This window comes from Hymenobacter seoulensis (assembly GCF_054780535.1).
In genome coordinates this window covers 287189-312020 of the sequence record NZ_BAAGWD010000002.1, presented here as the reverse complement: position 1 = coordinate 312020, position 24832 = coordinate 287189, and the positions used below count along the sequence as shown (strand labels likewise).

General features: G+C 58.0%; 24 protein-coding genes, 1 pseudogene and 1 riboswitch. Of the genes and pseudogenes, 17 read left to right on the top strand and 8 right to left on the bottom strand.

From position 1 onward, the window contains the following. Nucleotides 1-231: 231 nt before the first annotated feature. The gene (locus tag ACYVHC_RS09095; RefSeq protein ID WP_460613375.1) at nt 232-1365 is read right to left on the bottom strand and encodes an alkene reductase; all 1134 of its coding nucleotides are present in this window, start codon (nt 1363-1365) and stop codon (nt 232-234) included. A 180-nt stretch (nt 1366-1545) separates the two neighbouring features. Next, entirely contained in the window at nt 1546-2667 is a 1122-nt protein-coding gene (locus tag ACYVHC_RS09090) for a PA14 domain-containing protein (RefSeq protein ID WP_460613374.1), read from the bottom strand. 416 nt (nt 2668-3083) lie between these two features. Then, nucleotides 3084-3198: riboswitch (SAM riboswitch) on the top strand. Between the two features lie 72 nt (nt 3199-3270). Here ACYVHC_RS09090 and metH point away from each other — a divergent pair. From metH to ACYVHC_RS09035, 11 genes and pseudogenes are all read left to right on the top strand, one after another. Then, complete coding sequence (metH, locus tag ACYVHC_RS09085) at nt 3271-6981, top strand: methionine synthase (RefSeq protein WP_460613373.1); 3711 nt, start codon at nt 3271-3273, stop codon at nt 6979-6981. Nucleotides 6982-7164: 183 nt separating this feature from the next. After that, on the top strand, nt 7165-8121 hold the full coding sequence (metF, locus tag ACYVHC_RS09080) for a methylenetetrahydrofolate reductase (RefSeq protein WP_460613372.1): 957 nt from the start codon (nt 7165-7167) through the stop codon (nt 8119-8121). A 129-nt stretch (nt 8122-8250) separates the two neighbouring features. Then, nucleotides 8251-8721, top strand: coding sequence for a tetratricopeptide repeat protein (locus ACYVHC_RS09075; RefSeq protein WP_460613371.1), 471 nt, complete (start codon nt 8251-8253; stop codon nt 8719-8721). A gap of 312 nt (nt 8722-9033) precedes the next feature. Then, complete coding sequence (locus tag ACYVHC_RS09070; protein WP_460613370.1) at nt 9034-9603, top strand: energy transducer TonB; 570 nt, start codon at nt 9034-9036, stop codon at nt 9601-9603. Nucleotides 9604-9704: 101 nt separating this feature from the next. Next, entirely contained in the window at nt 9705-10232 is a 528-nt protein-coding gene (locus ACYVHC_RS09065) for a hypothetical protein (RefSeq protein WP_460613369.1), read from the top strand. Between the two features lie 421 nt (nt 10233-10653). Continuing rightward, nucleotides 10654-12054: an OFA family MFS transporter gene (locus ACYVHC_RS09060; RefSeq protein WP_460613368.1), complete on the top strand. Its 1401-nt coding sequence runs from the start codon at nt 10654-10656 to the stop codon at nt 12052-12054. A 58-nt stretch (nt 12055-12112) separates the two neighbouring features. Continuing rightward, the gene (locus ACYVHC_RS09055; protein ID WP_460613367.1) at nt 12113-12259 is read left to right on the top strand and encodes an MFS transporter small subunit; all 147 of its coding nucleotides are present in this window, start codon (nt 12113-12115) and stop codon (nt 12257-12259) included. Nucleotides 12260-12338: 79 nt separating this feature from the next. Further along, the gene (locus ACYVHC_RS09050) at nt 12339-12773 is read left to right on the top strand and encodes a putative signal transducing protein (RefSeq protein ID WP_460613366.1); all 435 of its coding nucleotides are present in this window, start codon (nt 12339-12341) and stop codon (nt 12771-12773) included. Between the two features lie 83 nt (nt 12774-12856). After that, the gene (locus tag ACYVHC_RS09045; protein ID WP_460613365.1) at nt 12857-13129 is read left to right on the top strand and encodes a hypothetical protein; all 273 of its coding nucleotides are present in this window, start codon (nt 12857-12859) and stop codon (nt 13127-13129) included. Between the two features lie 18 nt (nt 13130-13147). Next, nucleotides 13148-13234 (top strand): annotated as a pseudogene (locus tag ACYVHC_RS09040) (hypothetical protein); the annotation flags it as partial. Next, nucleotides 13223-13585: a tetratricopeptide repeat protein gene (locus ACYVHC_RS09035; RefSeq protein ID WP_460613364.1), complete on the top strand. Its 363-nt coding sequence runs from the start codon at nt 13223-13225 to the stop codon at nt 13583-13585. The pseudogene ACYVHC_RS09040 and the gene ACYVHC_RS09035, both read left to right, overlap by 12 nt. Before the next feature lie 35 nt (nt 13586-13620). Here the strand turns inward: ACYVHC_RS09035 and ACYVHC_RS09030 are convergent, their stop codons facing one another. Further along, nucleotides 13621-14871 (bottom strand): molybdopterin molybdotransferase MoeA, encoded by a 1251-nt coding sequence (locus ACYVHC_RS09030; protein WP_460613363.1) that lies wholly within the window; start codon nt 14869-14871, stop codon nt 13621-13623. A 246-nt stretch (nt 14872-15117) separates the two neighbouring features. Between ACYVHC_RS09030 and moaC the strand changes: the two genes are divergently transcribed. Together moaC and ACYVHC_RS09020 are read left to right on the top strand one after the other, a co-directional pair. Continuing rightward, on the top strand, nt 15118-15606 hold the full coding sequence (gene moaC, locus ACYVHC_RS09025) for a cyclic pyranopterin monophosphate synthase MoaC (protein WP_460613362.1): 489 nt from the start codon (nt 15118-15120) through the stop codon (nt 15604-15606). Continuing rightward, a complete protein-coding gene (locus ACYVHC_RS09020; protein WP_460613361.1) occupies nt 15596-16786 on the top strand; it encodes an NTP transferase domain-containing protein in 1191 nt (396 codons plus the stop codon). Before moaC ends, ACYVHC_RS09020 begins: the two co-directional genes overlap by 11 nt. A gap of 86 nt (nt 16787-16872) precedes the next feature. Here ACYVHC_RS09020 and ACYVHC_RS09015 read toward each other — a convergent pair whose 3' ends face one another. Next, complete coding sequence (locus ACYVHC_RS09015; protein WP_460613360.1) at nt 16873-17292, bottom strand: molybdenum cofactor biosynthesis protein MoaE; 420 nt, start codon at nt 17290-17292, stop codon at nt 16873-16875. A gap of 147 nt (nt 17293-17439) precedes the next feature. Then, nucleotides 17440-17682 carry a MoaD/ThiS family protein gene (moaD, locus tag ACYVHC_RS09010; RefSeq protein WP_460613359.1) on the bottom strand — a complete coding sequence of 81 codons (243 nt, stop codon included), beginning with the start codon at nt 17680-17682 and terminating at the stop codon, nt 17440-17442. Between the two features lie 273 nt (nt 17683-17955). Between moaD and moaA the strand changes: the two genes are divergently transcribed. From moaA to ACYVHC_RS08995, 3 genes are all read left to right on the top strand, one after another. Then, nucleotides 17956-18963: a GTP 3',8-cyclase MoaA gene (gene moaA, locus ACYVHC_RS09005; RefSeq protein WP_460613358.1), complete on the top strand. Its 1008-nt coding sequence runs from the start codon at nt 17956-17958 to the stop codon at nt 18961-18963. Nucleotides 18964-19048: 85 nt separating this feature from the next. Beyond that, nucleotides 19049-19846, top strand: coding sequence for an alpha/beta hydrolase (locus ACYVHC_RS09000; protein WP_460613357.1), 798 nt, complete (start codon nt 19049-19051; stop codon nt 19844-19846). Nucleotides 19847-20067: 221 nt separating this feature from the next. Continuing rightward, the gene (locus tag ACYVHC_RS08995; RefSeq protein WP_460613356.1) at nt 20068-20886 is read left to right on the top strand and encodes a DUF2490 domain-containing protein; all 819 of its coding nucleotides are present in this window, start codon (nt 20068-20070) and stop codon (nt 20884-20886) included. Here the strand turns inward: ACYVHC_RS08995 and ACYVHC_RS08990 are convergent. From ACYVHC_RS08990 to moeB, 3 genes are all read right to left on the bottom strand, one after another. After that, entirely contained in the window at nt 20883-21221 is a 339-nt protein-coding gene (locus ACYVHC_RS08990; RefSeq protein ID WP_460613355.1) for a hypothetical protein, read from the bottom strand. The two genes, ACYVHC_RS08995 and ACYVHC_RS08990, sit on opposite strands and share 4 nt — an antisense overlap. A gap of 98 nt (nt 21222-21319) precedes the next feature. Then, complete coding sequence (locus ACYVHC_RS08985; protein ID WP_460613354.1) at nt 21320-22486, bottom strand: putative sulfate/molybdate transporter; 1167 nt, start codon at nt 22484-22486, stop codon at nt 21320-21322. Between the two features lie 181 nt (nt 22487-22667). After that, entirely contained in the window at nt 22668-23771 is a 1104-nt protein-coding gene (gene moeB, locus ACYVHC_RS08980) for a molybdopterin-synthase adenylyltransferase MoeB (protein WP_460613353.1), read from the bottom strand. Between the two features lie 189 nt (nt 23772-23960). Here moeB and fdhD point away from each other — a divergent pair, with 189 nt between their 5' ends. Further along, nucleotides 23961-24824, top strand: a complete 864-nt coding sequence (gene fdhD / locus ACYVHC_RS08975) for a formate dehydrogenase accessory sulfurtransferase FdhD (protein ID WP_460613352.1) — start codon at nt 23961-23963, stop codon at nt 24822-24824. Nucleotides 24825-24832: the final 8 nt, after the last annotated feature.

Sequence of the window (24832 nt, the reverse complement as noted above, 5' to 3'; positions counted from 1 at the left end):
ATATCTCTCCCGCTTCGCTAGGCCAGTTGGATTAGCCAGAGGTAAAGATGCTTCGACAAGCGGACGCCAGATCAAGCATGACAGATAGTATGGGAAAGTCAGCACGCGAGATGTCTCGCCAAGCTCTACATGACGGCCTTATGAGGCATACAATTTTTCATAAAGCAAAAACCCGCCCCTGCTTGCGCCGAGACGGGTTTCCGTAAATCAGACTGGCCTAGGCCAGTTCAGTTAGTTGTTCTGATAATCAACGGGCTCTTTCACATCTACGCCTTGGTCTTGGAGGGAGGGGTAGTCGATGTAGCCTTTGTCGCCGGGCACGTAGAACGTGCTGGGGTCAGGGGTATTGAGGGCAGCCCCGATGCGGAAACGCTCCACTAGGTCGGGGTTGGCAATGAACGGTACGCCGAAAGCAATAACGTCGGCTTCGTTGTTGGCCAGCGCTTCTTCGGCGGTTTCCTGGGTGTAGCCACCGTTCAGGATAAAGGTGCCCTTGAAGATTTTGCGCAGGTGCGCGGCTACGGCCGGTACGCTAGGCTGAGCCATAGGATGACCGGGTAGCGCCTCAATTACGTGCAGGTAGGCCAGGTTGAACTGGTTGAGCTGCTCCGTAACATAACTGAAGGTTTTTACCGGGTCCGAGTCCTTGATGCTGGCGCTGCCCTGGGGCGACAGGCGAATGCCCACGCGGTCGGCACCCAACTCACCTATTACAGCCTGCACTACTTCTTTCACGAAGCGGGTGCGGTTTTCCAGGCTGCCGCCGTACTCGTCGGTGCGCTGGTTAGAGCCGTCCTGAATGAACTGGTCGAGCAAGTAGCCATTGGCCCCGTGGATTTCAGCGCCATCGAAGCCGGCCAACTTAGCGTTGCGAGCGGCCTGACGGAACTGGTCTACTACGCCTGGGATTTCGCTCAGATCCAACGCGCGTGGCGTAGGCACGTCTTCGAAGCCTTGACCCGTGAAGGCTTTGGCACCTTCGGGCTTAATGGCCGAGGGAGCTACGGGCAGCTCACCATTGTGGAAGAACGGGTGTGATACGCGGCCTACGTGCCAGAGCTGGATGAAAATGCGGCCTCCGGCGGCGTGCACGGCATCGGTTACTTTTTTCCAGCCAGCTACCTGCTCTTCAGAGTAGATGCCGGGGGTGTTGATATAGCCCACGCCCTGGGGCGACACCTGCGAACCTTCCGTGATAATCAGGCCGGCCGAGGCGCGCTGCACGTAGTATTTTACCACCGACTCCGTGGGTACGGTGGCCTCATTGGTGGCGCGGCTCCGCGTCATGGGGGCCATAGCAAAGCGGTTGGGCAGAGTAAGCGCGCCTACTTGTACAGGCGAGAAAAGATGGGGAGTGTGATTCATAGCAAAACAAAGTTTGGGAATCAGCTCCATGCCGATTCGCGAACTGTAACTGGTGTTGCTACATATATGTTTTCGTTTAGCTATATTTTTTTCGCCTTGCTCCCGATAACCAAGTAAGCTCGCAAGTGGCCTAGGTCCTGCTAGCGCCCGTATGCAGCGGGCTGCCGAAGCGCAAGTGCGCTATTGCACCATTACTTCCACCCGACGGTTGCGAGGGCGCTGCTGCGGGTCGCGGTTGTCGGCTACTGGCCTAGCACCCCCGTAGCCACGGGCTGTAAGCCGCACGGAATCTACACCCTGCTGCACCAAATACTGACGCACCACGCGGGCCCGCTGCTCCGAGAGGCGCAGGTTTAGGGCCGCTTCGCCCACATTGTCGGTATGTCCGGCAATTTCCAGCCGTAGGCCTGGTTGCTGGCGCAGAGTGCGGGCCAGGGAGTTTAGGGTGGGGCGCGAGCTAGGCAGCAGGGTTGCGGTGCTTTGGGTGAAGTACAGGTTGGGCAGCGTCACGGCGGCTCCTTTGCTGAGCGCCGTTAAGTCGGGCAATTCGTTGGCAACGGTATCAGGAGCAAGTGGTTTGGTGGGCTCGGGTTTTGGCGATGCTACTGGCCTAGCGCGGCGCGCCACCCGTGGCACTAAAGCAGTGGGCTTTACTACCGCTTTAGGGGCTAGCGCTGGAGGTGCTACCGGTGCTGGAGTAGGCGCCAGCGCTGCAGTGGCTTTGGGTTTGGATGGCGCGGCTTCTCTCAGCACTAGCACGTTACTAGGCAGCCTCTGGTACAGATTATCTGTCGGAATGGGCTGAGGCTCATCGGTTGTATTCGGCAGCTGCCAGGCCAACTGGGCTTTCGAATCCCGGTCGCTCTGGTAATACTCCACGCGCACCGCGTAGTAGCCGCCGGCCTTCATTTTGAGGTGCGCAACAGAGGTAGTAGCGGGCTGGTCGCGCCAGGAATCCAGCACCTTCTTCCCGCCTATCCAAACGCGCATACCATCATCGGTCGCAATCTGGAAGGTGTACAGGCCCGTTACGGGCGCGTAAATGTGGCCCGCCCAGCGCACAGAGAAGTATTCGCCCGGCACCCCCGGGCCCGGCGATACAAAATGGTCGCCGGTAGGCCCGATGGTCCAGTTGAAGTCGATGCCCGGGTCAGTGCGCGTCAGTACCAGCTTCTCGAACTTCTTGCCTTCATAGTACTGCCCGCGTAGGCCAGTACCCGGCTGGTGTTGAGCCAGCGCTAGGCCACTTACAAGCAGTAACCCGGCGGTTAGAGCTTTCTTATAAAGACTGGATAGTATCATAGCAGCAATAAGTTGTTAACGCATTGACCATAAGATGAACAGAAAATCAGGCGGCGCAAAATTTATTCAACGAGCCCGCCTCTCCTGTTCAACGAACCATTCTGCCAGGCCTATATAGTAGAGCGTGATAAATGCTGATATATCCTTAGACAGAGTGCAGCGAATTATCCCGCATGCTGACGTTGCCAAACTATACTGTGCTGCTTGATCTGGCGTCCGCGTAGTCGCAGCATCTCTACCTCTGACTCACGAAGTGGCCTAGGCCTCTGCGACGAAGCGGTAGAGATGCTTCGACTCCGCTCAGCATGACAACGATTTTGTTCTAGGCCTGCTCCAGGCTAAAACCTACTGGCCTAGGCCACTCCTTCAGCCTTCGGAATTGAAATTTGAAGATTCCCGTTGTATCTTCGCTGTGTTACTTATCCAGAAAGACCGAGGGATTGGGCCCTATGACGTCTTAGCAACCTGACTTAACACAAGGTGCTAACTCCCGTTTCAACGCAGCTTGCCTGCGTTGGAAGAAGATAAGTACAGGACTCGCGCCTCCACGCGGCTCTTTCTGGATAGGCACTTTTTCGCTGCCGATTTACTTGAAGAGCCGATATGCCGACCGTCACTACCTCCCCGCTCCACGATATTCTTGCCAAGCGCGTCCTGATTTTGGATGGCGCTATGGGCACCATGATTCAGCGCCACACGCTGACTGAGGAAGATTTCCGGGGCACCCGCTTTGCCGACCACCCGAAGCCACTGCGCGGCAATAACGACCTGCTTAGCATCACCCGGCCCGATATCATCAAAGGCATCCATGCCGACTACTTCGCGGCCGGCGCTGATATGGTGGAAACCAATACGTTCAGCGGCACCACCATCGCGCAGGCCGACTACGCCCTGGAGGATATTGTGTATGAACTCAACTATGAGTCGGCGCGCATTGCCAAGGAAATAGCCGACGAGTTTACAGCCCAAAATCCCGACAAGCCCCGCTTTGTGGCCGGCGCCATCGGGCCCACTAACCGCACCGCTAGCCTCTCTCCCGACGTTAACCGCCCCGGTTTCCGGGCCGTGACGTTTGACGAGCTGGCCACCGCCTACCACGAGCAAGTGCGCGGCCTGATTGATGGCGGCTCCGACGCCCTGCTCATCGAAACCATCTTCGACACGCTGAACGCCAAAGCGGCGCTGTATGCCGTGCAGAAGTTCTTCGATGAAGGTGGCCGCGTGGTGCCCGTCATGATTTCCGGCACCATTACCGATGCTTCTGGCCGCACCCTTTCGGGGCAGACGGTGGAGGCCTTCTGGAACTCTATCCGCCACCTGCCCCTGCTGAGCGTGGGCCTGAACTGCGCCCTCGGCGCCGATCAGCTGCAGGTCTACATCAAGGAGCTAAGCCGCATTGCGGATGTGCATATTTCGGCGTACCCAAATGCTGGCTTGCCCAACGCCTTCGGTGGCTACGATGAGTCGGCTCAGGAATTTGCGGGCGTAGTAGAAAACTACCTCAAAGAAGGCCTCGTGACGGTGGTGGGTGGCTGTTGTGGCACCACGCCCCAGCACATTGGTGAGCTGGCCCGTCTGGCGGAAAAGTATGAGCCCCGCAAGCTGCCGGAGCTACCCAAAGTAACGCGCCTTAGTGGCCTAGAGCCCTTCGGCATCACTGAAAACAGCCTGTTTGTGAACGTAGGTGAGCGGTGCAATGTGACCGGCTCCCGCGCCTTTGCTCGCCTTATCCGGACCGGCAACTACGAAGCCGCCCTGCAAGTAGCCCGCGACCAGGTGGAAGGTGGCGCCCAGGTAATCGACGTGAACATGGACGAAGGAATGCTCGACTCGGAGCAGGCCATGACCACGTTCCTGAACCTCATTGCCTCGGAGCCCGATATTTCGCGGGTGCCGATTATGATTGACTCCTCGAAGTGGAGCGTGCTGGAAGCTGGCCTCAAGTGTGTGCAGGGCAAGAGCATCGTAAACTCCATTTCGCTTAAGGAAGGCGAAGAAACCTTCAAGGAGCGGGCTCGCACCGTGCGCCAGTACGGCGCCGCCGTGGTGGTCATGGCCTTTGATGAGAACGGCCAGGCCGACACGCTAGAGAAGCGCATCGAAATCTGCCAGCGCAGCTACGATATCCTAGTGAATGAAGTAGGCTTCCCGGCCGAGGACATCATCTTCGACCCCAACATTCTGACGGTGGGCACCGGCATGGAGGAGCACCGTAACTACGCGCTGGACTTCATTGAGGCCGTCCGCTGGATCAAGCAGAACCTGCCCGGCGCCCTCACCAGCGGCGGCGTCAGCAACATCAGCTTCTCATACCGCGGCAACGACGTGGTGCGCGAGGCTATGCACTCGGCCTTCCTCTACCACGCCATTCAAGCTGGCCTCGACATGGGCATCGTGAACCCCAGCCAGCTGGCGGTGTACGATGAAGTACCCAAGGATCTGCTGGAACTGGTAGAAGACGTGCTGCTGAACCGCCGCCCCGATGCCACCGAGCGCCTCGTAGACTTTGCCGACACGGTAAAGCAGAAGGACAAAGTGGAGGTAGTAGCCGACGCTTGGCGCAGTCTGCCAGTGAAAGAGCGTCTGCAGCACGCCCTAGTGAAAGGCATTACGGAGTTCATCGACCAAGACACCGAGGAAGTGCGCCAGCAGGTTACTAGGCCACTTGAAGTGATTGAGGGCCCGCTAATGGCTGGCATGAACGTAGTTGGTGACCTGTTTGGCGCGGGCAAAATGTTCCTACCTCAGGTGGTGAAGTCGGCCCGCGTAATGAAGAAGGCAGTGGCCTACCTCGAGCCCTACCTGCTCGCCGACAAGCAAAGCGGCGACCGGCAAACGGCTGGTAAAATCCTGCTGGCCACCGTGAAAGGTGATGTGCACGACATCGGTAAGAACATCGTGGGCGTGGTGCTGGCTTGCAACAACTTTGACATCGTGGACCTGGGCGTTATGGTGCCTTTGGAGAAGATACTAGACGAAGCCGCCAAGCAGCAAGTAGACGTGATTGGCCTGAGCGGCCTGATTACGCCTTCGCTGGACGAAATGGTGTACGTGGCTCAGGAAATGGAAAAGCGTGGCCTTAAAACCCCGCTGCTCATTGGCGGCGCCACTACTTCCCGTTTGCATGCCGCCGTGAAAATTGCGCCTAACTACTCCGGCCCCGTAGTGCACGTAAACGATGCTTCCCGCTCCGTAGGCGTAGCCGCGGCTTTGCTGGGCTCCGCCGATGTGGAGTATGCTCGCACCGTGCGCGAGGAGTACCGCCAACTCCGCGAGGACTACGCCGGCCGCCAGCGTGATAAAAACTACCTGACTATTGAAGCCGCCCGCGAAAACGGATTCAAAGCCGATTGGGAAACCAGCCGCATTGTGAAGCCGAGCTTCCTGGGTACTAAAACACTGGAAGACTACCCGTTAGCTGAACTGGCCGAATACATCGACTGGACGCCCTTCTTCCAAACCTGGGAGCTGAAGGGCCGCTACCCCCGAATTCTCACCGATGAGAACGTGGGCGAAGCTGCCACCCAACTCTTCAACGACGCCCAGAAGCTGCTCAAGCAAATCATCGACGAGAAGCTGCTCACGGCCCGCGCCGTTATCGGTTTCTGGCCCGCCAACACCGTAGGCCACGATACCATCCAGATTTTCAAGGATGAAACCCGCGAGGAAATCCAGACCGAGTTCTTCACCCTGCGCCAGCAGAGCGAGAAAGCACCCGGTGTGCCCAACCTCGCCTTCTCCGACTTTGTGGCGCCCAAGGAAACCGGCCGCGAGGACTACATCGGCGGCTTTGCGGTAACGGCAGGCCTAGGCATTGAGAAGCTGCTGGAGAAGTACGAGCAGGAGCACGACGATTACTCCAGCATCATGGTGAAAGCCCTGGCCGACCGCCTCGCCGAGGCGTTTGCTGAGCGCCTGCACCAGCGGGTGCGCGAAGAGTTTTGGGGCTACGACCCAGCCGAGAACCTTTCCAACGAAGACCTCATTCAGGAGAAATACAAAGGCGTGCGTCCCGCTCCCGGCTACCCCGGCTGTCCCGACCATACCGAGAAAATTACCCTGTTTGAACTCCTCGACGCGGAGAATAACACCGGAATCCGTCTCACCGAGAACCTGGCCATGTACCCTGCTTCCTCGGTCAGCGGCCTTTACTACGCCCACCCCGATTCCCGTTACTTCGGTCTCGGCCGCATCGGCAAGGATCAGGTAGAAGACATTGCCGAACGGAAAAACATGCCACTGCCAGAGCTAGAGCGCTGGCTGGCTCCTAACCTAAACTACGACCCCGCCAGCGTGCCGGTGACGGCCCTCTAGGCCACTAAAACTAGTTCCTCTCCTCAGATGAGGAGGGGCTAGGGGTGGTTGAAAAACTAGAGCTAGTAACTAAGGCTAGTTATCAATCTAGGCCGCTTCAACCGCTCCCAACCCCTCCTCATCTGAGGAGGGGAGTTTAGATTACTACTCCCTCGACTCACTAGCCCCTAGCTGGTGCTCTATATGAAAGTAACCGAACACCTGACCCGCGCCGACGGCAAGACGCTGTTTTCCTTCGAGGTACTGCCCCCGAAGAAGGGCGAGAACATCCAGAACCTGTTCTCGAATATTGAGCCCCTGATGGAGTTCAAGCCGCCGTTTATTGACGTGACGTACCACCGCGAGGAGTACGTGTACCGCCAGCACCCCAACGGGTTTCTGGAGAAGAAAACCGTGCGCAAGCGCCCCGGCACGGTAGGTATTTGCGCCGCCATCAAGAACCGCTTCGATGTGGACACGGTGCCTCACCTGATCTGCGGGGGCTTCTCGAAGGAGGAAACCGAAAACGCGCTCATCGACCTGCACTTCCTGGGCATTGACAACGTGCTAGCCCTGCGTGGCGACCCAATCAAGTCGGAAGGACACTTCAAGCCGGACCCCGACGGGCATGCCTACGCCGCCGACCTCATTGGGCAGGTGGCGGACCTGAACAAAGGCGCATATCTAGATGAGGAGCAAGACGATACCTGGGCCACTAATTTCTGCATCGGGACGGCGGGCTACCCTGAGAAGCACTTTGAGTCGCCGAACTATGCGGCGGACTTGCGCTACCTCAAGCACAAAGTAGACCGCGGCGCCGACTACATTGTGACCCAGATGTTCTTCGATAATGAGCAGTTCTTCAACTTTGAGAAGCGCTGCCGGGAAGCGGGCATCACGGTTCCTATTATCCCGGGCCTTAAACCACTTACCACTAAAAGCCAGCTGAGCATGCTGCCGCGCTCCTTCTACCTGAATCTTCCGGAAGAGTTGGCCGATGCGGTGCACCTAGCGCCGGATAACAATGCGGCCCGCGAAATTGGGATTGAGTGGTGTATCAACCAAAGCAAAGAGCTGATGGCCCATGGCGTGCCTTGCCTGCACTACTACAGCATGGGCAAATCGGAGAGCATCCGGCGGGTGGCAGCGGCCCTTTTTTAAGAGTGAACTGGTGAAGGGTGAACTTGTGAAACACTGTAGCAGGTAAGTAGCCGATTTCTTATCATTGACTGCACCACTGGCGCTAACCGCACGTAAAACGCTCAACTTCACCCTTCATAACTTCACTACTTGGACTCCCTCGACGACTTATTTGCCCGCCTACGGGAGGCCACAACGCCCGCCGAAGTTGAGGTGCTGCAGGAAGGTATCTGGCAGATTTGGCTTACTACCGGCAACTTGGTGCTCGATAAGTACCTAGAAGCCGGCATGCGGTACCTGGCAGCGGATAACTACAGCACGGCCATCAGCGAGTTTAATGCCCTTATTGAAGCCAGCCCGCAGTATGCAGAGGGTTGGAACAAACGCGCCACCGCCTATTATCTGCGGGGTGAGTACAATGCTTCCTTGCGCGATGTGCGCGAAACGCTGCGGCTGGAGCCGCGCCATTTTGGGGCTCTCTCGGGGTGGGCCACTATGCTGCGCATGCTCGGCGATGACCGGGGCGCCTTGCGGGTACTAGGTCGGTTGGAGGCGCTATGCCCAGCGTGGCCGGGCCTGCAGAGCCAGCTGCGCGACCTGCGAGACCGGCTAGAGGAGTAAAAAGATTAAGTTGCTGAGTGCTAGCAACCTCATTTACAAGTTTGTTGTTAGGCTGGATGGAAATTTGTAAATTTCCCGGCACTAGCTGTGATATTGGTAACTCCCCCCACCAATAACAGCTGCTTTTTTGCCGTACAACAGTGCGTACATGCTCCCACCCGCCTAATTCCCACCTTTGGCAGCCCAGGCGCTGCATATAACTAAACTAAGACTCGTTTTTACAATCGGTTCCATACCGACTGCTCGTTCAGTCGGCTGCCTGCCCTTTTTTGCCTACCCGTTCCCCGAATTCCCACTCTTGTCATGTACAGCATGAAACACCTGTTACTTCTACTCTTACTATTGGGTACCAGCGCTGCTCAGGCGCAAAAGCTGCGTAAAAACGAAATTGAAAGCGGTACGCTTGAAAAAGGCGAAAAAGTGGGTGTATGGGAATACTACGCCTATACCCGTGACGGAAGCCAAGTAGTGGCCCAGAAGTACGACCACACCGCCAAGAAGCTATTGTTTTATCGTCCGTTTGATGATATTCCCTACCAGGTGCAAACGCCCTCTGGCGAATGGACGCGCCAGCGGGTTACGCACCCCGTATTCTTTATAGGCGGCGACGCGGCCCTGGCGCAGTACATGTCGAAGCTTAACTACCCTGAGTCGGCGCAAAGCAAGAACGTGCAGGGCCGGGTGCTGGTGTCGTTTGTGGTGGATACACTAGGTCAGGCCTCTAACCACCAGGTGCTGCTGGGTATTGGCTCCGGCTGCGATGAAGAAGCGCTGCGCGTGGCCCGGACCATTCCGGCCCAGTGGATTCCGGCGCGCATTGGTAGCCGGGCCGTGGTGTCGCGGCACGAGCTGCCGTTTACGTTCCGGCTTCGGCCGCAGTAAGCACCTAGCAGCGGCGCAGCTTCCGCCAGGGTTTTCCCGTACGAGGTACTGCCGCCGGCTAGGCGGCGCTACCTATTGCGTACAACTCTTACCTTTCCGGCATGAACTACCTCCGTTTACTTGTGCTTCCGGCTGCTGCTCTGCTGCTGACTGCCTGCGACTCCACCCCACGCGAACGTCAGGATATTGTGAAAGAAGAAGCCCGCAAGCTAGATACGCTGGCTGACCGGGCGGCAACTAAGCTGCGCACGGCCGGCCGCCGGGCCGCCCGCTTCGATTCCGTTTCGCGGGCCCGCAGCCGGCAGCCGCTTGATAAAGCGGCAGAAGCAGCCTTCACGAATGAGCTACTCGGCACCTATGCCAACGTAGAGCAGCTTACTCCACAAACCATTGAGCCTGCCTTTGTACAGTTTATGAAGCAGGTGCGCGCCAACCGCACCCAATGGACCCAGCGCGACTGGGATTATGCCACTACCATCAGCCGCCGCCTGAACGCACAGTTCCGGGCCATCCGCCTCGATATCAAGGGCCGCGACGAGCTGCACATCCGGGCGCTGCAAACCGAGTTTACGGCCCTGGAAACCGGCCGCGACGTAAAAGACCTCGGCGAAGCCGTAAAGCAGCCCTAGGTTGCCTTCTGGCCTCAACCCTATTCCAAAGCTCCACCTCACGGTGGAGCTTTTTTTATGCCCGGGCCCGAAGCCTAGCGTCGGCAGCAGAGGTTGCGGACACAGCAGCACCTAGCACTTTCGCACTCCCTACTCAGCAGTTCTCAGGTTGCCAGGGTTTCTGAAAAAAGCCTCAAACAAGCATGTAGATACAGATATTAGCCTGAGCTGAACTGGTAGGAGTGCAGATTCACTGGAAGTCAAAGCCCTATGTAACGGCTGAAGCTATAGGTAGTTAGCAAAAAATAGTTGAACTCTTCCTTAGAAAGCCTGTAAAAGCCTTCTACCTTATCAGGGACCAACACGTAAAGCTGAGCGCTTCCAGCCAGCTAACGGGTGGTCAGTCCGTTCTTTTCTCTACTACAAAAACACCCCTTCACGTATGGCAAACGCTTCCTTACTGGACCGCAGCCGAACTATAGCCGGCCCAGGCTACAACCGCTGGCTTGTTCCGCCCGCTGCACTGGCCATTCACCTGGCCATTGGGCAGGCGTATGCGTTCAGCGTATTCAAGAAACCACTGGGGGCGCTCATCAGCGGTAACCCCGATGCTCCGGCTCCCACCGACTGGACTCCGGCCCAACTGGGCGTAATTTTCTCTATTGCCATTGTGCTGCTGGGCTTGTCGGCGGCGGTGTTTGGAAAGTGGCTGGAACGGGTTGGCCCCCGCAAGGCCATGATGGCCTCAGCCCTATGTTTTAGCGGCGGCTTTTTTATTGCATCGTTGGGCGTGCACCTGCACAACCTATGGCTGGTGTATTTCGGCTACGGGTTTGTGGGCGGAATAGGCCTAGGCATTGGCTATATCTCGCCGGTGAGTACGCTTATCAAGTGGTTTCCCGACCGCAAGGGGGTAGCAACTGGCATGGCTATCATGGGCTTTGGCGGCGGCGCCATGATTGGCTCGCCCCTATCGGTGGCGCTAATGGACCATTTCAAGGATACCGCACCGCTTGGCGTGGCGCCTACCTTCATTGCCATGGGTGTCATTTATCTGATTTTCATGCAGTTTGGCGTCTGGAGCATTCGGGTGCCGGCCGATGACTGGAAACCCGAGGGCTATGTAGCTCCTACCGAGCACAGCGCGCTTATCACAAGTGGCAACGTTACGGCCGATAACGCCATCAAAACGCCGCAGTTCTGGCTGCTGTGGGTGGTGCTGCTCACGAACGTAACGGCCGGTATCGGGGTACTCGAAACCGCTTCGCCCCTTATTCAGGAGTCTTTCTCGGATAACGTGATGGGGGCAGGCCGAGGCGTAACGGCCGCGGCCGCAGCAGGCTTCGTCGGGCTGCTGAGCTTGTTTAATCTGCTTGGCCGGTTCTTCTGGTCGTCGGCTTCCGATAAATTGGGGCGCAAGGTCACCTATGCCATTTACTTTGGGCTGGGCATTTTGCTGTATGCCTTGGTGCCTACCCTAGGAGCTAGTGCTTCGCTGGCCCTGTTCGTGGTAGTGTCGTGTGTTATTCTGAGCATGTACGGTGGCGGCTTTGCTACTATTCCGGCGTACCTCTCCGACTTGTTTGGAAAAGTACAGGTAGGAGCCATTCATGGCCGCCTGCTTACGGCCTGGAGCACGGCCGGTGTACTAGGCCCGCTGATTGTGAATTTCCTGCACAGCAATGCTAAAGCCAACAATTTGCAAGGTGCAGCAGCTTACCAGAACGTGTTCTACGCCATGGCGGGCCTGCTTGTCATTGGCCTGATTGCCAACTTCTTGGTAAAGCCGGTGGCAGAGAAGTACTTCGAGAAAGAAGCTGCTCCTCAGAAAGCCGTGGCCTAAACTAGGTGCCTCACGAGGCCCTAGTCTTATTTTTTCCTTACTCCGACTTCACTTGCAAATGGATACTTCCGCAAACCGTACCACCGCCCCCGATGCCTCGCCCAGCTCGACCGTATCGGTAGCCATTGCCTGGCTTATTGTAGGCATTCCGCTGGCCTGGGGCGTCACCCAGACCTTTGTGAAAGCGCTGGCCTTGTTTAAGTAACAGCCAGCCAGTACTTTTCAGCAGCAAAAGCACCTTCGCGGGTGCTTTTGTTGTTACTGGGCAAACCCTTTCTAAGCACATGTTCTCTGATTCAGACGCCGCCGGTCCGGCCATTGTGCTGCTCGACACCTTTGCGGATACTATTGCGGCTCACTTAGCAAAAAACCGGCTCGATGCGGAGGGCATCCCGTGCTTTCTGAGCAATGAAAACCGACCGTATGGCTCGGTGCTCTCGGGTGGGGTGCGCCTGTATGTGCGGGAGCCCGATGTAGCGGCTGCACAGGACTTGCTGCACCCGCACCGCACACCCATGCACGCACTACCCCACGAAGCCGCCGAAACCGGCACCAGTACCAGCACCCCCTCCTGTCCTCGGTGTCAGCATCATGATGTGGTGTGCCGGCATCTACCCCAACCCACCGATACGCTTTTCACTAAGCTGCGCCTCTGGCTACTAGCCCCCGAAAAGCCCCAATGCCACTGCTTCACCTGCGGCCACGATTTCGAGGGGTGAAGTGGCGGATAGTGATGTATGATTACAGAATTACTAGCCTAATATGTTTTTCATTCTTGGCCAGCCTTGGCATCTTTAACGCTATGATGCGTACTGTACTTTGGTCTTGGTTTATATTATTGTTATTGGCCCAATCTTGTCAAGCACAAAACAGTGTAGATGAATTTGTCTTGGGAGAGCAGGCGCTAAATGCCGGCAATACTGCCGCGGCCATCCAGCATTTTGATGCCTTGCTAAAGCAACAGCCGCTGCAGGAACGAGCGTTGATTCTTCGCAGTAAAGCCAAATATCAGCAGCGAAATTATAAAGGCGCTCAAGAGGATTCGCAGCAGGTGTTAGCTATCAACGCTGATTAATTCACCCCTGATGACTACAATGCCCTTTGGAACCTAGGGGTAATCCACAATAGCCTGGGTGAGTTTGAAAAAGCGCGGCTGTATCTCACGCAAATGAAAAAAGCTGATTCAACCGATGTGAGATCTTACGAAAACATTGCTTACAGCTATTTGCAGGAGCGCAACTATCGGTTCGCTCTCTCCGAGTTTGAGCACGCAATTCAGGTTTCCCCCTCGAACAAAACAAGTTTTTACGGGATAGGAAAAGCACACCTAATGCAAGGTCATTACGAACAAGCTATTGAAGCCTATGATCAGGCCATTAAATTAGACCCGAACTACGCAACTGCTTACGAAAATAGGGCTGTTGCTAAGTATCAAGTTCAGGATTTGGTTGGCTGTTGCGCTGATCTAAAACGGTGCATTGACTTAGGAATGACTCACGTAGAAAAGTTTCAGAAGCAAGTTTGTCGTTGACTGAGAATACTACTAGTCAGTCCGTAAACTTCTACTTATGCACCCCGGAACCGCCACGCGGGCAGCACGCTGCCGGCCGGGAAGTGCTCCTGTTCAGGCGGTAGCTCCAGGAAACCGGCGGAGGTAAGCAGACTGGCCATGTCGCCGGAGCCGCCGGCGCGTTCGGGAGTGGCGAGCAGGCGGCCATCGGGGCCAGGAGTTAGGCTCACAAGCAGGAAATGCGTGAGGCGGGGCCGAAACTGAACATCCTGGGTTAGCACGGCAGGCACTGGGCCACCCAATAAACCAGAAACTACCTCCAGGTTTGATGGGGTTGCGGGCTGCTGTACCCCTAGCAGCCAGGGCCGGGCGTAGCGGTAAAAGTTCACAAAGGTGGAAACCGGATTGCCCGGCAAGGCAAATACCACCGCGCCACCCGGCTGCCGGCCAAACCAGAAGGGCTTACCGGGGCGCTGCTGCACCTCATGAAAAATCTGCTCTACGCCTAGCTCCCGCAAGGTTTCGGGTAGAAAGTCGGCCTTTCCCTTCGAGACGCCCCCGCTGAGTACCACGGCATCATAGCCTTCCAGCAACGCCGGTAAGCCATGGCGCAGGGCCGCGGGGTCGTCATCAAAATGAAAGGTATCGGCCTCGGCGCCGGCCTGCCAGGCCGCGGCTTGCAGCATCAGGGCGTTGGAGCGCCGAATCTGGTGGGCGGCGGGCTTCTCCGTGATGGGCACCAGTTCATCACCGGTGCTAACCACGGCCACCCTAGGCCGGCGCGTGACGGCAACCGTGGCGGCTCCTATAGTTGCTGCTACAGCTACCTCGGCGGGCTCCAGGCGCGTACCGGCCGGTACTAGCAAGTCGCCCTGCTGGCGGTCGGCAGCACGGGCATGCACGTTGTGGCCCTGGCGCGGGGGTAGGGCCTGCACGGCGGCCAAGCGGTTGCCGGCTTCATTAGTCCGGAACGAAAGGTCTTCGTAGCGGATAACTGTATCAAGGCCTTCGGGTAGTGCGGCTCCGGTCATGATTTCAATGGCCGCGCCAGGGTCTTGCAGGGGGGTAGGGGGCTGGCCCGCAAACTGGGTGCTCTCGATGCGAAATTCCAGCTGTCCGGCCTCTAGCGCCGCAAACCGCAGCGCAATGCCATCCATGGCTACCCTATTGAAGGGCGGGAAGTCCCGGTCGGCGCGTAGGTCTTCGCGCAGCACGCGCCCCACCGCCAACGGCAACGACAGATGCTCTAGAGGCAGTGTGTGAATGGTAGCGAGTACGAGGCGGGTGGCTTCTTGAACGGTGAGCATGGGCACGAATGTAGGGTAAGCGTTAGCTTGCGCCGTTAACCAACGGGTAATTGGGTTGGTTGTTTGGCAAGATGCGGCAACGGCAACTCGTTCTGGCCAGTTAGGCAGCGCAAACGTAACGGTTCGCGTATCAGGAGCTGTTGCTTAAGCCGCTTCGCCTTTCCAATTTGAGCGGCTGTACCCCGCCCAATGGGCCCGCCTAGCCGTGTAGCACACGTTGCGGCCTTCGCTTTCTATTTCCTCTTTATGTCTGCTTCTTCCAAACTCACTCACCTAAACGCTGCCGGCCAACCTGCCATGGTTGATGTGGGCCAGAAAACGCCTACCCGTCGTGTGGCTCGAGCCCGCAGCCGCGTGGTCCTCGGGCCCGAAATTATGGCCCTGGTAAAGGAAGGCGACCTGCCTACCCGCAAAGGCCCCGTGTTTCAGACGGCTATTCTGGCTGGTATTATGGGCGCCAAGCGCACCTCGGAGCTGATTCCGCTGTGCCATCCGCTTGGCCTCGACGACTGCCAGGTGCGCATTGAGCCTGATGGCGAAGATGCCGTGGTGATTGAGTGCACCGCTACTGTAACCGGCAAAACCGGGGTAGAAATGGAAGCCCTCACCGGTGCCTCGGTGGCCGCTCTTACCATTTATGATATGTGCAAAGCCTTGTCGCACAACATTGTAATTCAGGAAACCCGTCTGCTGGAAAAAACCGGCGGCAAACAGGACTTTCATCATGCCGGATAACCGTACTTCTGAAGAGCCGAAAGGAGGGCCACGCACCAAGCACGCCCAATTGGCCCGGCCCCATCTGGGCGAGTTTAACCGGCATGAGCTGGCTATTCTGGGAGCACCCTGCGGCAAAATCAAGGAGCTAACGACTCGACTTATTCCGCTGCTTGCCAGCCAGTTGCAAGTAGCATACGTGGATGCCGACCATGCTGCCGGCGACGATGCCGCCCAAGGCGGCAGCGGCGACCAGGATGCTATTCTGCAAGCCGGGGCCGCCGCGGAGCTCACCGATAAAATTACCTTCACTAGGCTGGATGTGAAGCGTGGGCTCGATAAGTTTAGCCAGCAGGAGCTGCTCCACCACCAAAGCCTGGTGCTGGTAAACGGCAACCACTTCCGGGCCCGGCAGCAACTTGTGATTCTGGACCCCGCCAAGCCCGTAGAAAAGAAGCTCGACCGCCTTACGGATGTGCGCGCCCTGCTGCTGCCCGAGGGCGTAACGGAGGTGCCCGCCTATTTGCGTGCTCATTTGGCCGAAGCACAGATACCCGTACTACCCCTCCACGACACCCAAGCCCTAGCCGACCTGATTTTGCAGGAATGGCACGCGGCGGCTCCTCCCCTGCGCGGCCTGGTGCTGGCCGGGGGCCGGAGCCAGCGAATGGGCCAGGATAAAGGTAAGCTGGCTTATCATGGCCAGGAGCAACGCGCACACGCCGCCGAGCTACTTGCCCAGTTTTGCCAGGATGTGCACGTTTCTTGCCGCCCCGACCAGGTGGTGGAGCTAGAATATGCCGGACTGCGCCCCCTGCCCGATACGTTTGCAGATTTGGGCCCCCTGAGCGGGCTGCTGTCGGCTTTCCGCCTCGACCCCAACGCGGCCTGGCTGGTGGTAGCCTGCGACTTACCGTTTCTTTCCGAAACTACGTTGGGCCATTTGGTAGAGCATCGGCAGGCCGGCAAAATGGCTACGGCCTTCCAAAGCTCCGAAAACGAATGGCCCGAGCCGCTTATCACCATTTGGGAGCCTAGTAGCTACGGCACGCTGCTGCGCTTCCTGAGCCTGGGCTACAGCTGCCCGCGCAAATCGCTGATCAATTCCGATATCAATCTGCTGCCCGCGCCGGCGCCCGAGGAGCTGCGCAACGTGAACACACCCGAGGAAGCGGAGCAGGCCAAACAGGAGTTGCAGTAAAGCAAAGGCCTAGTACCTGCCCGTATTCTTTCCCGAGTACTGGGAGAAAATACCGGCGGGTACTAGGCCTCGTTGTTGGTCAAACCCTACGGATGCGCGGCTACCCACACGTCGCCATCTTCGTAGAACTCTTTTTTCCAGATGGTTACCACTTGCTTGAGCGTGTCGATAATATACTCGCAGGCATCGAAGCTTTCGGCGCGGTGCGGGGTCGATACGGCCACTATCACGGCTACATCGCCAATATAGAGCGTGCCTTTGCGGTGAATAACGGTAACCTTCTGAAGCATGGGCCACTTCTCCACGGCTTGCTCTGCTACTTTGCGCAACTGGTGCAGGGCCATGCTGTCATAGGCTTCATACTCCAGCCGAATGACTGGGCGGCCCGTGCTTTTGTTGCGGACAGTGCCAATGAAGGTATTAACGGCGCCGGCGCCATCGGCCTGCACCGTTTGCAAGGCGGCCAGTACGTCGATGGGCTGGTCAATGAGGTCGATGTGAATCAAGGAGCAAGCAGAATGAAGGAAGATTAAACAGCGCACCCAACCCACCACTTCTAGGGCAGTTGGCGTGCTGGCAAGGGCTAGTAACCTGTCTGAAACCCAACGCAGACGGTAAACGGGCGCGTTAGACACAGAGCTAGTCAGCGGTTGCTACCCCCCACTAACGGGCGGAATCAAAGCAATTTCATCCCGCTCCGACAAGGCAGCATCCGCAGTGGCATACTCGTTATTAACGGCCACGGCTAGGCTCGAAAGTTGGCCCAGGCCTGGGTACTGCTCCTGCAACGAGGCCAGCAGCGCCTGCACCGACTGGCCTTCGGGCGCCGAAACTTCCAGCGAGGAGCGGCCTACTATTTCGCGGGCAATGCCAAACAAAGCTATTTTCAGGTTCATTATCTTAGAGTAATTACGCAAAGTATGCCACGGTTTACGCAACTTCAGGGGCTAGTGGCTGCGGCAATTTCGGTTGCTGTAGGCTAAACTACGGCGGGTTGGCATTGTTGTCTGGGTTCCGGAACATCTTCTGCCTAGTAATCTTCGTAGAGGAGCCAACTACGCAGAATTCTTTTCGAAGACTGACAATCTGGGTCATCCGGTTGTTAGGGATGTAGTATCCGCCTTTGCTTTACATTCGCGGACTTCGCGATACGCTTCTTTTTGCCTGCTATGCCTGCTGCTGTTCCGTCCGTTTTGTTTGATAACCACGGCCGTCCGCTGGAATACCTGCGGCTGGCCGTCACGGACCGGTGCAACCTGCGCTGCTTTTACTGCATGCCCGAAGAAGGCATTAAGTATCTGCCCAAGCAGGAGCTGCTGACCTACGAAGAAATGGAGCGGCTGGTAGCTATTATGGCCAGCCTGGGCGTGCGCAAAGTGCGCCTGACCGGCGGCGAGCCTTTCGTGCGCCGCGACTTGGTACCCTTTATGAGCCGTCTGGCCGAAATTCTGGGCATCGAGGAGCTGACCATGACCACCAACGGCGTACTTACGGCGCCGTATGTGCCGGAGCTGGCTCGCATGGGCGTGAAAGCCGTGAACCTCAGCCTCGATACGATGGACCGGGCGCGCTTTGCCAGCATCACGCGCCGTGATGAACTGCCTCGCGTGATGGAAACGTTTTATGCCTTGCTGGCGGCCGGCATCCGGGTGAAAATCAACGCGGTAGTAATGGACGGCCAGAACACGCAGGACATTCTGCCCCTGGCCGAGCTGACCCGCGAGCTGCCCGTAGATGTGCGCTTTATTGAGGAAATGCCCTTCAACGGCGGCAGCCACGCTGCTACCCTGCCCTGGAACCATAACCGCATTCGGGAACACCTGGCCTTGAACTTAGGCGAGCTGACCCCCGTGAGCACCCGCCCCGGCGACACCGCCTCGCACTACACCGTGGCCGGCCATCAGGGCCGTTTGGGCATCATTGCCGCATATTCCCGCACGTTTTGCGGCACCTGCAACCGCATTCGGCTTACGGCGGAAGGTGGCCTCAAAACCTGCCTCTACGACCAGGGCGTGCTGGATATTCGGGCGCTGCTGCGCGGCGGCTCCTCGGATGAGCAGATTGCAGAGGCCCTGAAAACCGCGTTCCGCAACCGCGCCGCTAATGGCTTTGAGGCCGAAAGCCAGCGCCCGCTGCATCAGCTCAGCTTTGAGTCGATGAGCACGATTGGGGGGTAAGAAGCCCCTAAGCACCTTATCAAATCGGTGAGGGCACACGGAAGAACTACCAGACTACGTGAAACCCACGTATGTTTGAAGCAAGATGAAAGTTCTTCTCTGGATACTGGGGTTAGGTGCGGTAGTGTACGTGGCGGTATGTCTGCTACTGTATTTTCAGCAAGAGCGGTTGCTGTTCTTCCCCACCAAGCTGTCGGCGCAGCACCGATTTTTGTTTCCGGGGCGGTTTGAGGAGCGCTGGGTGACTACACCCGACGGCACGCAACTACATGCCCTGCACTTCCGCACCGAAACGCCCACGCCCAAAGGCCTGGTTTTCTATCTGCACGGCAACGGCGGCGCCCTCGATGATTGGGGAATGGTTGCGCCTACTTACACGCGCCTCGGCTACGACGTATTTCTGCTGGACTACCGCGGCTACGGCAAAAGCGGGGGCCACATCAGCAGCCAAGAGCAGTTCCTCGAGGATGTAGAAGTGGCGTATCGACACGTTTTAAAGGAATACCCCGAAGACCGCACCGTTGTGCTGGGCTACTCATTGGGCACTGGCGCGGCAGCCTGGCTCGCCGCCCGGTACCGCCCCAAGCTGCTGATTCTGCAGGCACCCTACCTGAGCATGCGCGCTGTAGCCCGCCAGCATTACCCCTGGATTCCGAGCGCTATCCTGCGCTACCTCCTCAATACCGAGGAAGTGATGCCGCAGATTAGTGCGCCCATCCTTATTTTCCATGGGGAGCGAGACGAGCTAATCAGCCATGCGGCAAGCCTGAAGCTGAAGTCGTTGCTGAAACCCCAGGACCAGTTTATTACGCTGCGCGGCGCCGGACACAACGGCCTCACCGACAACGCCGAGTATCAGGCGGTGCTCCAAAGCGTGCTATGATGGTGGTATTTACTTCATCCGGCGGTGCCGTTTAGCGTATAGCGTAACTCTTCTGTGTGATGTCTGCTGCTGCCAAGTGCCAGACCTGCTACCAGCTGAAACTACTCGAGTGCTACGCAAATTGGTGTTTGCCCATTTAATCGAGTTTACCTTATTCTGCCTCTCGATTGGTGTATCCGACAACCGCGCTCTATACTTTTGCCTTCCTTCTTCCCTAGGCCATGCTGCTCTCCAAACCCTCTGCTATTCTGCTCCTGACGGCTGCTTGGTGCGGCGCTATGTGCCAGTCGGCGCAGGCCCAAACCAATGCCATTGCAGATCCGCATTGGGGCACCTGGACCATCGGGACGGTGGTGCTGCCGGGCGGGCCCAAGCATTGGGGTGGCTATGCCGAGGTGCAGGCGCGCTCCAACAACCTGTTTCGGCAGTTTTTTTACAATGAGCTGAAGGGCGGCATCAGCTACGATATTTCTAAAAACTTCAGCGTTATGGTGGCCGGGGGCCGCTACTCTACCTCCGATTACCGGGACCTCGGCGACGGACCGCTGAACGTGGAAAAGCGCCTCTGGCAACAAGTAACCTTCACCCATTACAGCGCCCGCCTGAAGGTAGAGCACCGTTACCGCGTAGAGCAGCGCTGGTTTTCCTTCCGGGATAATATCACACCCGCCGGCTCCTCCACGTTCCGCAACCGCATCCGGTACCGCCTGAATGGTTTTCTACCCCTCAACCACGCCACCATCACCGACCAGACGTTTTTTCTGTCGGCGTATGATGAGATATTCCTCAACCCCAAGGGCCCGTTTTTTGAGCGTAACCGGGTGTATGGTGGCGTAGGCTATCAGTTTGATGCCAACTGGACCTTGCAGGCTGGCTGGTTGCACCAGTCGAACTACACGGCCGCCCACTACGATCAGAACATCTTCACGCCGCAAAGCCGCACCTCCAAAAACAACCTGGTGCTATCGGTAATGTACCGGATTGCGCGCCGCAACCCGGCCGTGCCGACTCCGGAACACGTACCCTCCCAACCCGACTAGGCCCTACGTGCGCTCAAAGTATCTGGAACCAGATAGAGCGTGAGCGTGTGCCGATCCTGACCGGAGTACAGCATGTGCATTTCCAGCACCAGGTACTCGGGCGTGGCGGCCTGAATCAGCAGATACAGGGCGCTTTCATTGCCCGGGTGCCGGATTTTGTCGGCGTCACGGGTCCAGTTGGCCGCCGGACTAGCAGCAGAAGCGAGTTGCGGAGCATCCAGAAAACGAAAGTCGAAGAGCTTACTGTCGCCGGTGCTCCAGTAGCCCTGAAACGGATGCGGCCCAGCCTCCATTCGCACTGTTTTCCAAACCTGACAGAGTACATTTTCTTCCATACGCGAATCGTTGCCTGGGCCAACCGTAGAGTGGCTGCCAGCCGCATGCAGCGCCGTAGCCCGTTCCCCGCCCGCAAGGTAACCATACTTCCGGCAGCTTACTTGCCTAGTCCTACCCAGCCGCGCTGCATGGCATAATAAAGCGCCGTGCCCGTCACTAGCCCCACTAAGTAGCCGTAGGGCAGGCCGCTGCACAGCAGGCCTACTAGCAAGGCCAGCAGCAGTTCGGAGTGCGTGCCACTAATGTCGCGCAGCAGCGTGGCCAGCGTCAGGGCCTCGAACAGCAGCAGCACGCCCAAAATAGGCAGCGGAAAAATCTGGACTAGTTGCTGGAAGCCTTGGCTGAATACGAGCCCTAGCACCAGAAACAGCAGCCCATACAGCACCACCGAGCCACCCGTGCGCCCGCCAAACGTGTAGTGCCCCACCATACCGCCCGAGCCGTGACATACGGGAAAACCACCCAGAAACGGATTTACGAGGTTCATGAGTGAGTACGTGAAGCTAATTTGCCGCACCGAGAGAGGCCGCTCCGGAAAGTAGTCTTCTACCACCTGCCGGGTTGCCAGCACGGAGTTGCCTAGGGAAAGCGGAATTTGGGGCAAGGCCAGCAGCACCGCACCCGTCAGAATATCGGCCCACTGGGGCACATGCCAGGCGGGCAAGTGCAGGCCAATGGCGCGTTGGGCCGTGCCTAGGTCGAGTTTGAAGACTAACCCATAGCTAACGCCCAGCACCAGTACTACCAGCGCCGCTGGCCAGCGCCGGTTGCCCAGCAGCACTACCGTAACCAGAAACGCGGCGGCCGCCAGCGCAAACCCCGCTAGGCCATCGGCGGGCACGTATTCTTTCAGGGCCAGGGTAGCCAGTTGCAAGGACAAACCAAACTGAATGCCGCGCACCACGGGCTTGGGTACCAAGCGCGCCAGGGCATCAATTAGCCCCGATACCGACAGCAGAAACATACCGATGCCAATGGCCAGCCCGCCGCCAAAAATAATGCGGCCCGGAATTTTCTGGGCAATGACCAGGGCAGCAAAGGCTTTCAGGGGCTGCACGGGCATGGGCATACCGTACCACAGGCCCGAAAAAATCTGCATCAGCCCAAACATGACCAGCACGCCAGCGCTATTGATTCCGGAGGCCGCAATAATGCCAATGAGCAAGGGTAAGTCCGTACCTAAGTCCCCGAGCGCGCCGGCAAATTCGTTTCGGTCAAAGCGGAGGCGAGGACGGCGGGCCAGCGGCGAGGCAGCAAGCGGCATAAGGAAAGCAGGTGATACTACACTAAGAAGCCGGCCCCGAGAACAAGTACTACCCCACACAGGCAGCCCAAGCCCCTCTCGGCTGGCCAGATTTGTACGCAAGTACGGAATTAGCGCCGCATGGGCGGAAGCCGCCTGCTGTTAGGCATTCTTCCGCCGCATTCAGTTCAGGGGTGGTTGCCTACAGCCCTACCACGCGCTCCTGCTCTTCCCAGGCCAGAATCCCGCCCTCTAGGTTGAGCAGGTTGGTGAGGCCGAAGTTGGTTTGGAGCTGCTCAATGGCTTTTGCGCTTCGGCGGCCGCTCCGGCAGTATACCACCACGGGGTGTTGTTTGGGCAAGGCAGGCACTCCTTTCTCCAGGCTGCCCAGGGGCAGCAGCGTAGCGCCGGGCAAGTGGCTGGCGGCAAACTCGTGGGGCTCGCGCACATCCAGCAAAAACGGCGGTTGGCCCGACTCCAGCAGCGTGTGCAGCTCCGTAACCGAAATACTGCGGATGCTGACGCCGCACAAGTCGGCGTAGTCGCTGACGGGGGCAGTATCGAGGTTCAGCAGGGCCTGTGCGGGCTGCCGGGCAAACCGCAGGGTGCGCGTTTCGAAGGAAAGAGCATCGAGCAGCCATAGCCGCCCCGACAGTACCTCCCCAATGCCAAGAATTACCTTCAGCGCTTCCGTAGCCTGAACCGTACCTACTAGCCCCGGCAGCACGCCCAACACACCGGTAGCATCGCAGTTAGGTGCCTCTGAGGACGAAGGAGACTGCGGAAACAAACACCGGTACGTGGGGCCGCCCTTGTAATTAAAGACGGAAACCTGCCCCTCAAACTTATAGATAGCACCCGACACCAGCGGTTTGTCGTAGCTCACGCAGGCATCATTCAGCAGATAGCGCGTCGGGAAGTTGTCGGAGCCGTCCACTACTAGGTCGTATTTGCTTACTAGGTCGCGCACGTTGCCCAGCGTGACGCGGCAGTTGTGCACTTCCGTATGCACGAGCGGGTTGAGGCGGTGAATGGCCCGGGCGGCGGCAGTGCCTTTGGCGTGGCCCAGGTCAGCGGGGCCATACAGAATCTGCCGCTGCAGGTTGCTGGCTTCCACTTTGTCGGCATCGGCAATGCCCAGCGTGCCCACGCCGGCGGCGGCCAGATATTGCAGAATAGGGCAGCCCAAACCGCCGGCTCCTACTACCAGCACGCGGGCATTTTTCAGGCGGAGCTGGCCCGCCTCGCCTATTTCAGGCAGTTGTAAATGCCGACGATATATCTGGCGTTCTTCCGTGGTAAGCATTCTACAAGATACTAGGTATGGCCATGTGGGTCGCTATCAGCGGGCGGTTTCCTGCTGGCGAAGGTGTGTCATGGCTAAACTTACTTCTGGGCCATAAGGTTAACCTAATAGCCGGCGCTTACGTCCTGCTCGGGTAGCGGGCGGCCCCCGTCTGCTCTTGTATCTTCTCTTCCCTCTTGACTTGTTGCCGTGTCTGCGCCTGTTTTTCTGCCCCCTACCAGCTACGATTACGTTACCGTGCACAAAGTGCAGGGCACGGAAATAACCGAAGCCTCGGATGTGCTGGCCGCCGAAGAGCCCCTGGAGATTCGGGTGGGTTTTGGGCCTAGTGAACAGCGAGAGCACCGCACGCTTTCCATTACCATGCGCACCCCGGGCCACGACTTTGAGCTGGCCGCAGGCTTTTTACTGACCGAAGGCATCATCCGGGGCCGCCAGGACCTGCAGGGCATTATCTACTGCCCCGATGTGGAAAAAGAAGAGGAACGGGAGAATGTGGTTCGGGCCGAGCTGGCCCCTAGCGCCTCCCCCGATTTGCCTCGCCTGGAGCGCCATTTCTATACCAGCAGCAGCTGCGGCGTGTGCGGCAAAACCAGCATTGAGGCAGTGCACGCGGCGGCCTGCCCCGTGCTACCTGCCGCTGGGCCCTACGTAGAAGCGGCTGTACTGCACCAACTGCCCGAGCGGCAACGGGCCGCCCAGGAGTTATTTGAGCAAACTGGCGGTCTGCACGCGGCAGCCCTGTTCTCGCCGGAAGGCGAACTACTGCTGCTGCGCGAAGATGTAGGCCGCCACAACGCACTGGATAAAGTAATTGGCGCGGCCCTGTTTCAGGATATGTTGCCACTGCACAACACGGTGCTGCTCGTGAGCGGGCGGGCCTCGTTTGAGCTGGTGCAGAAGGCCGCCGTGGCAGGCATTCCGGTACTAGCTGCCGTGGGTGCTCCAAGCTCCCTGGCCGTTTCAGCAGCTACGGATTTCGGCATGACGCTCTGCGGCTTCGTGCGCCAGAAACGCTACAACGTGTATTGCCACAAGTGGCGGCTGACGTAGTATCTGCC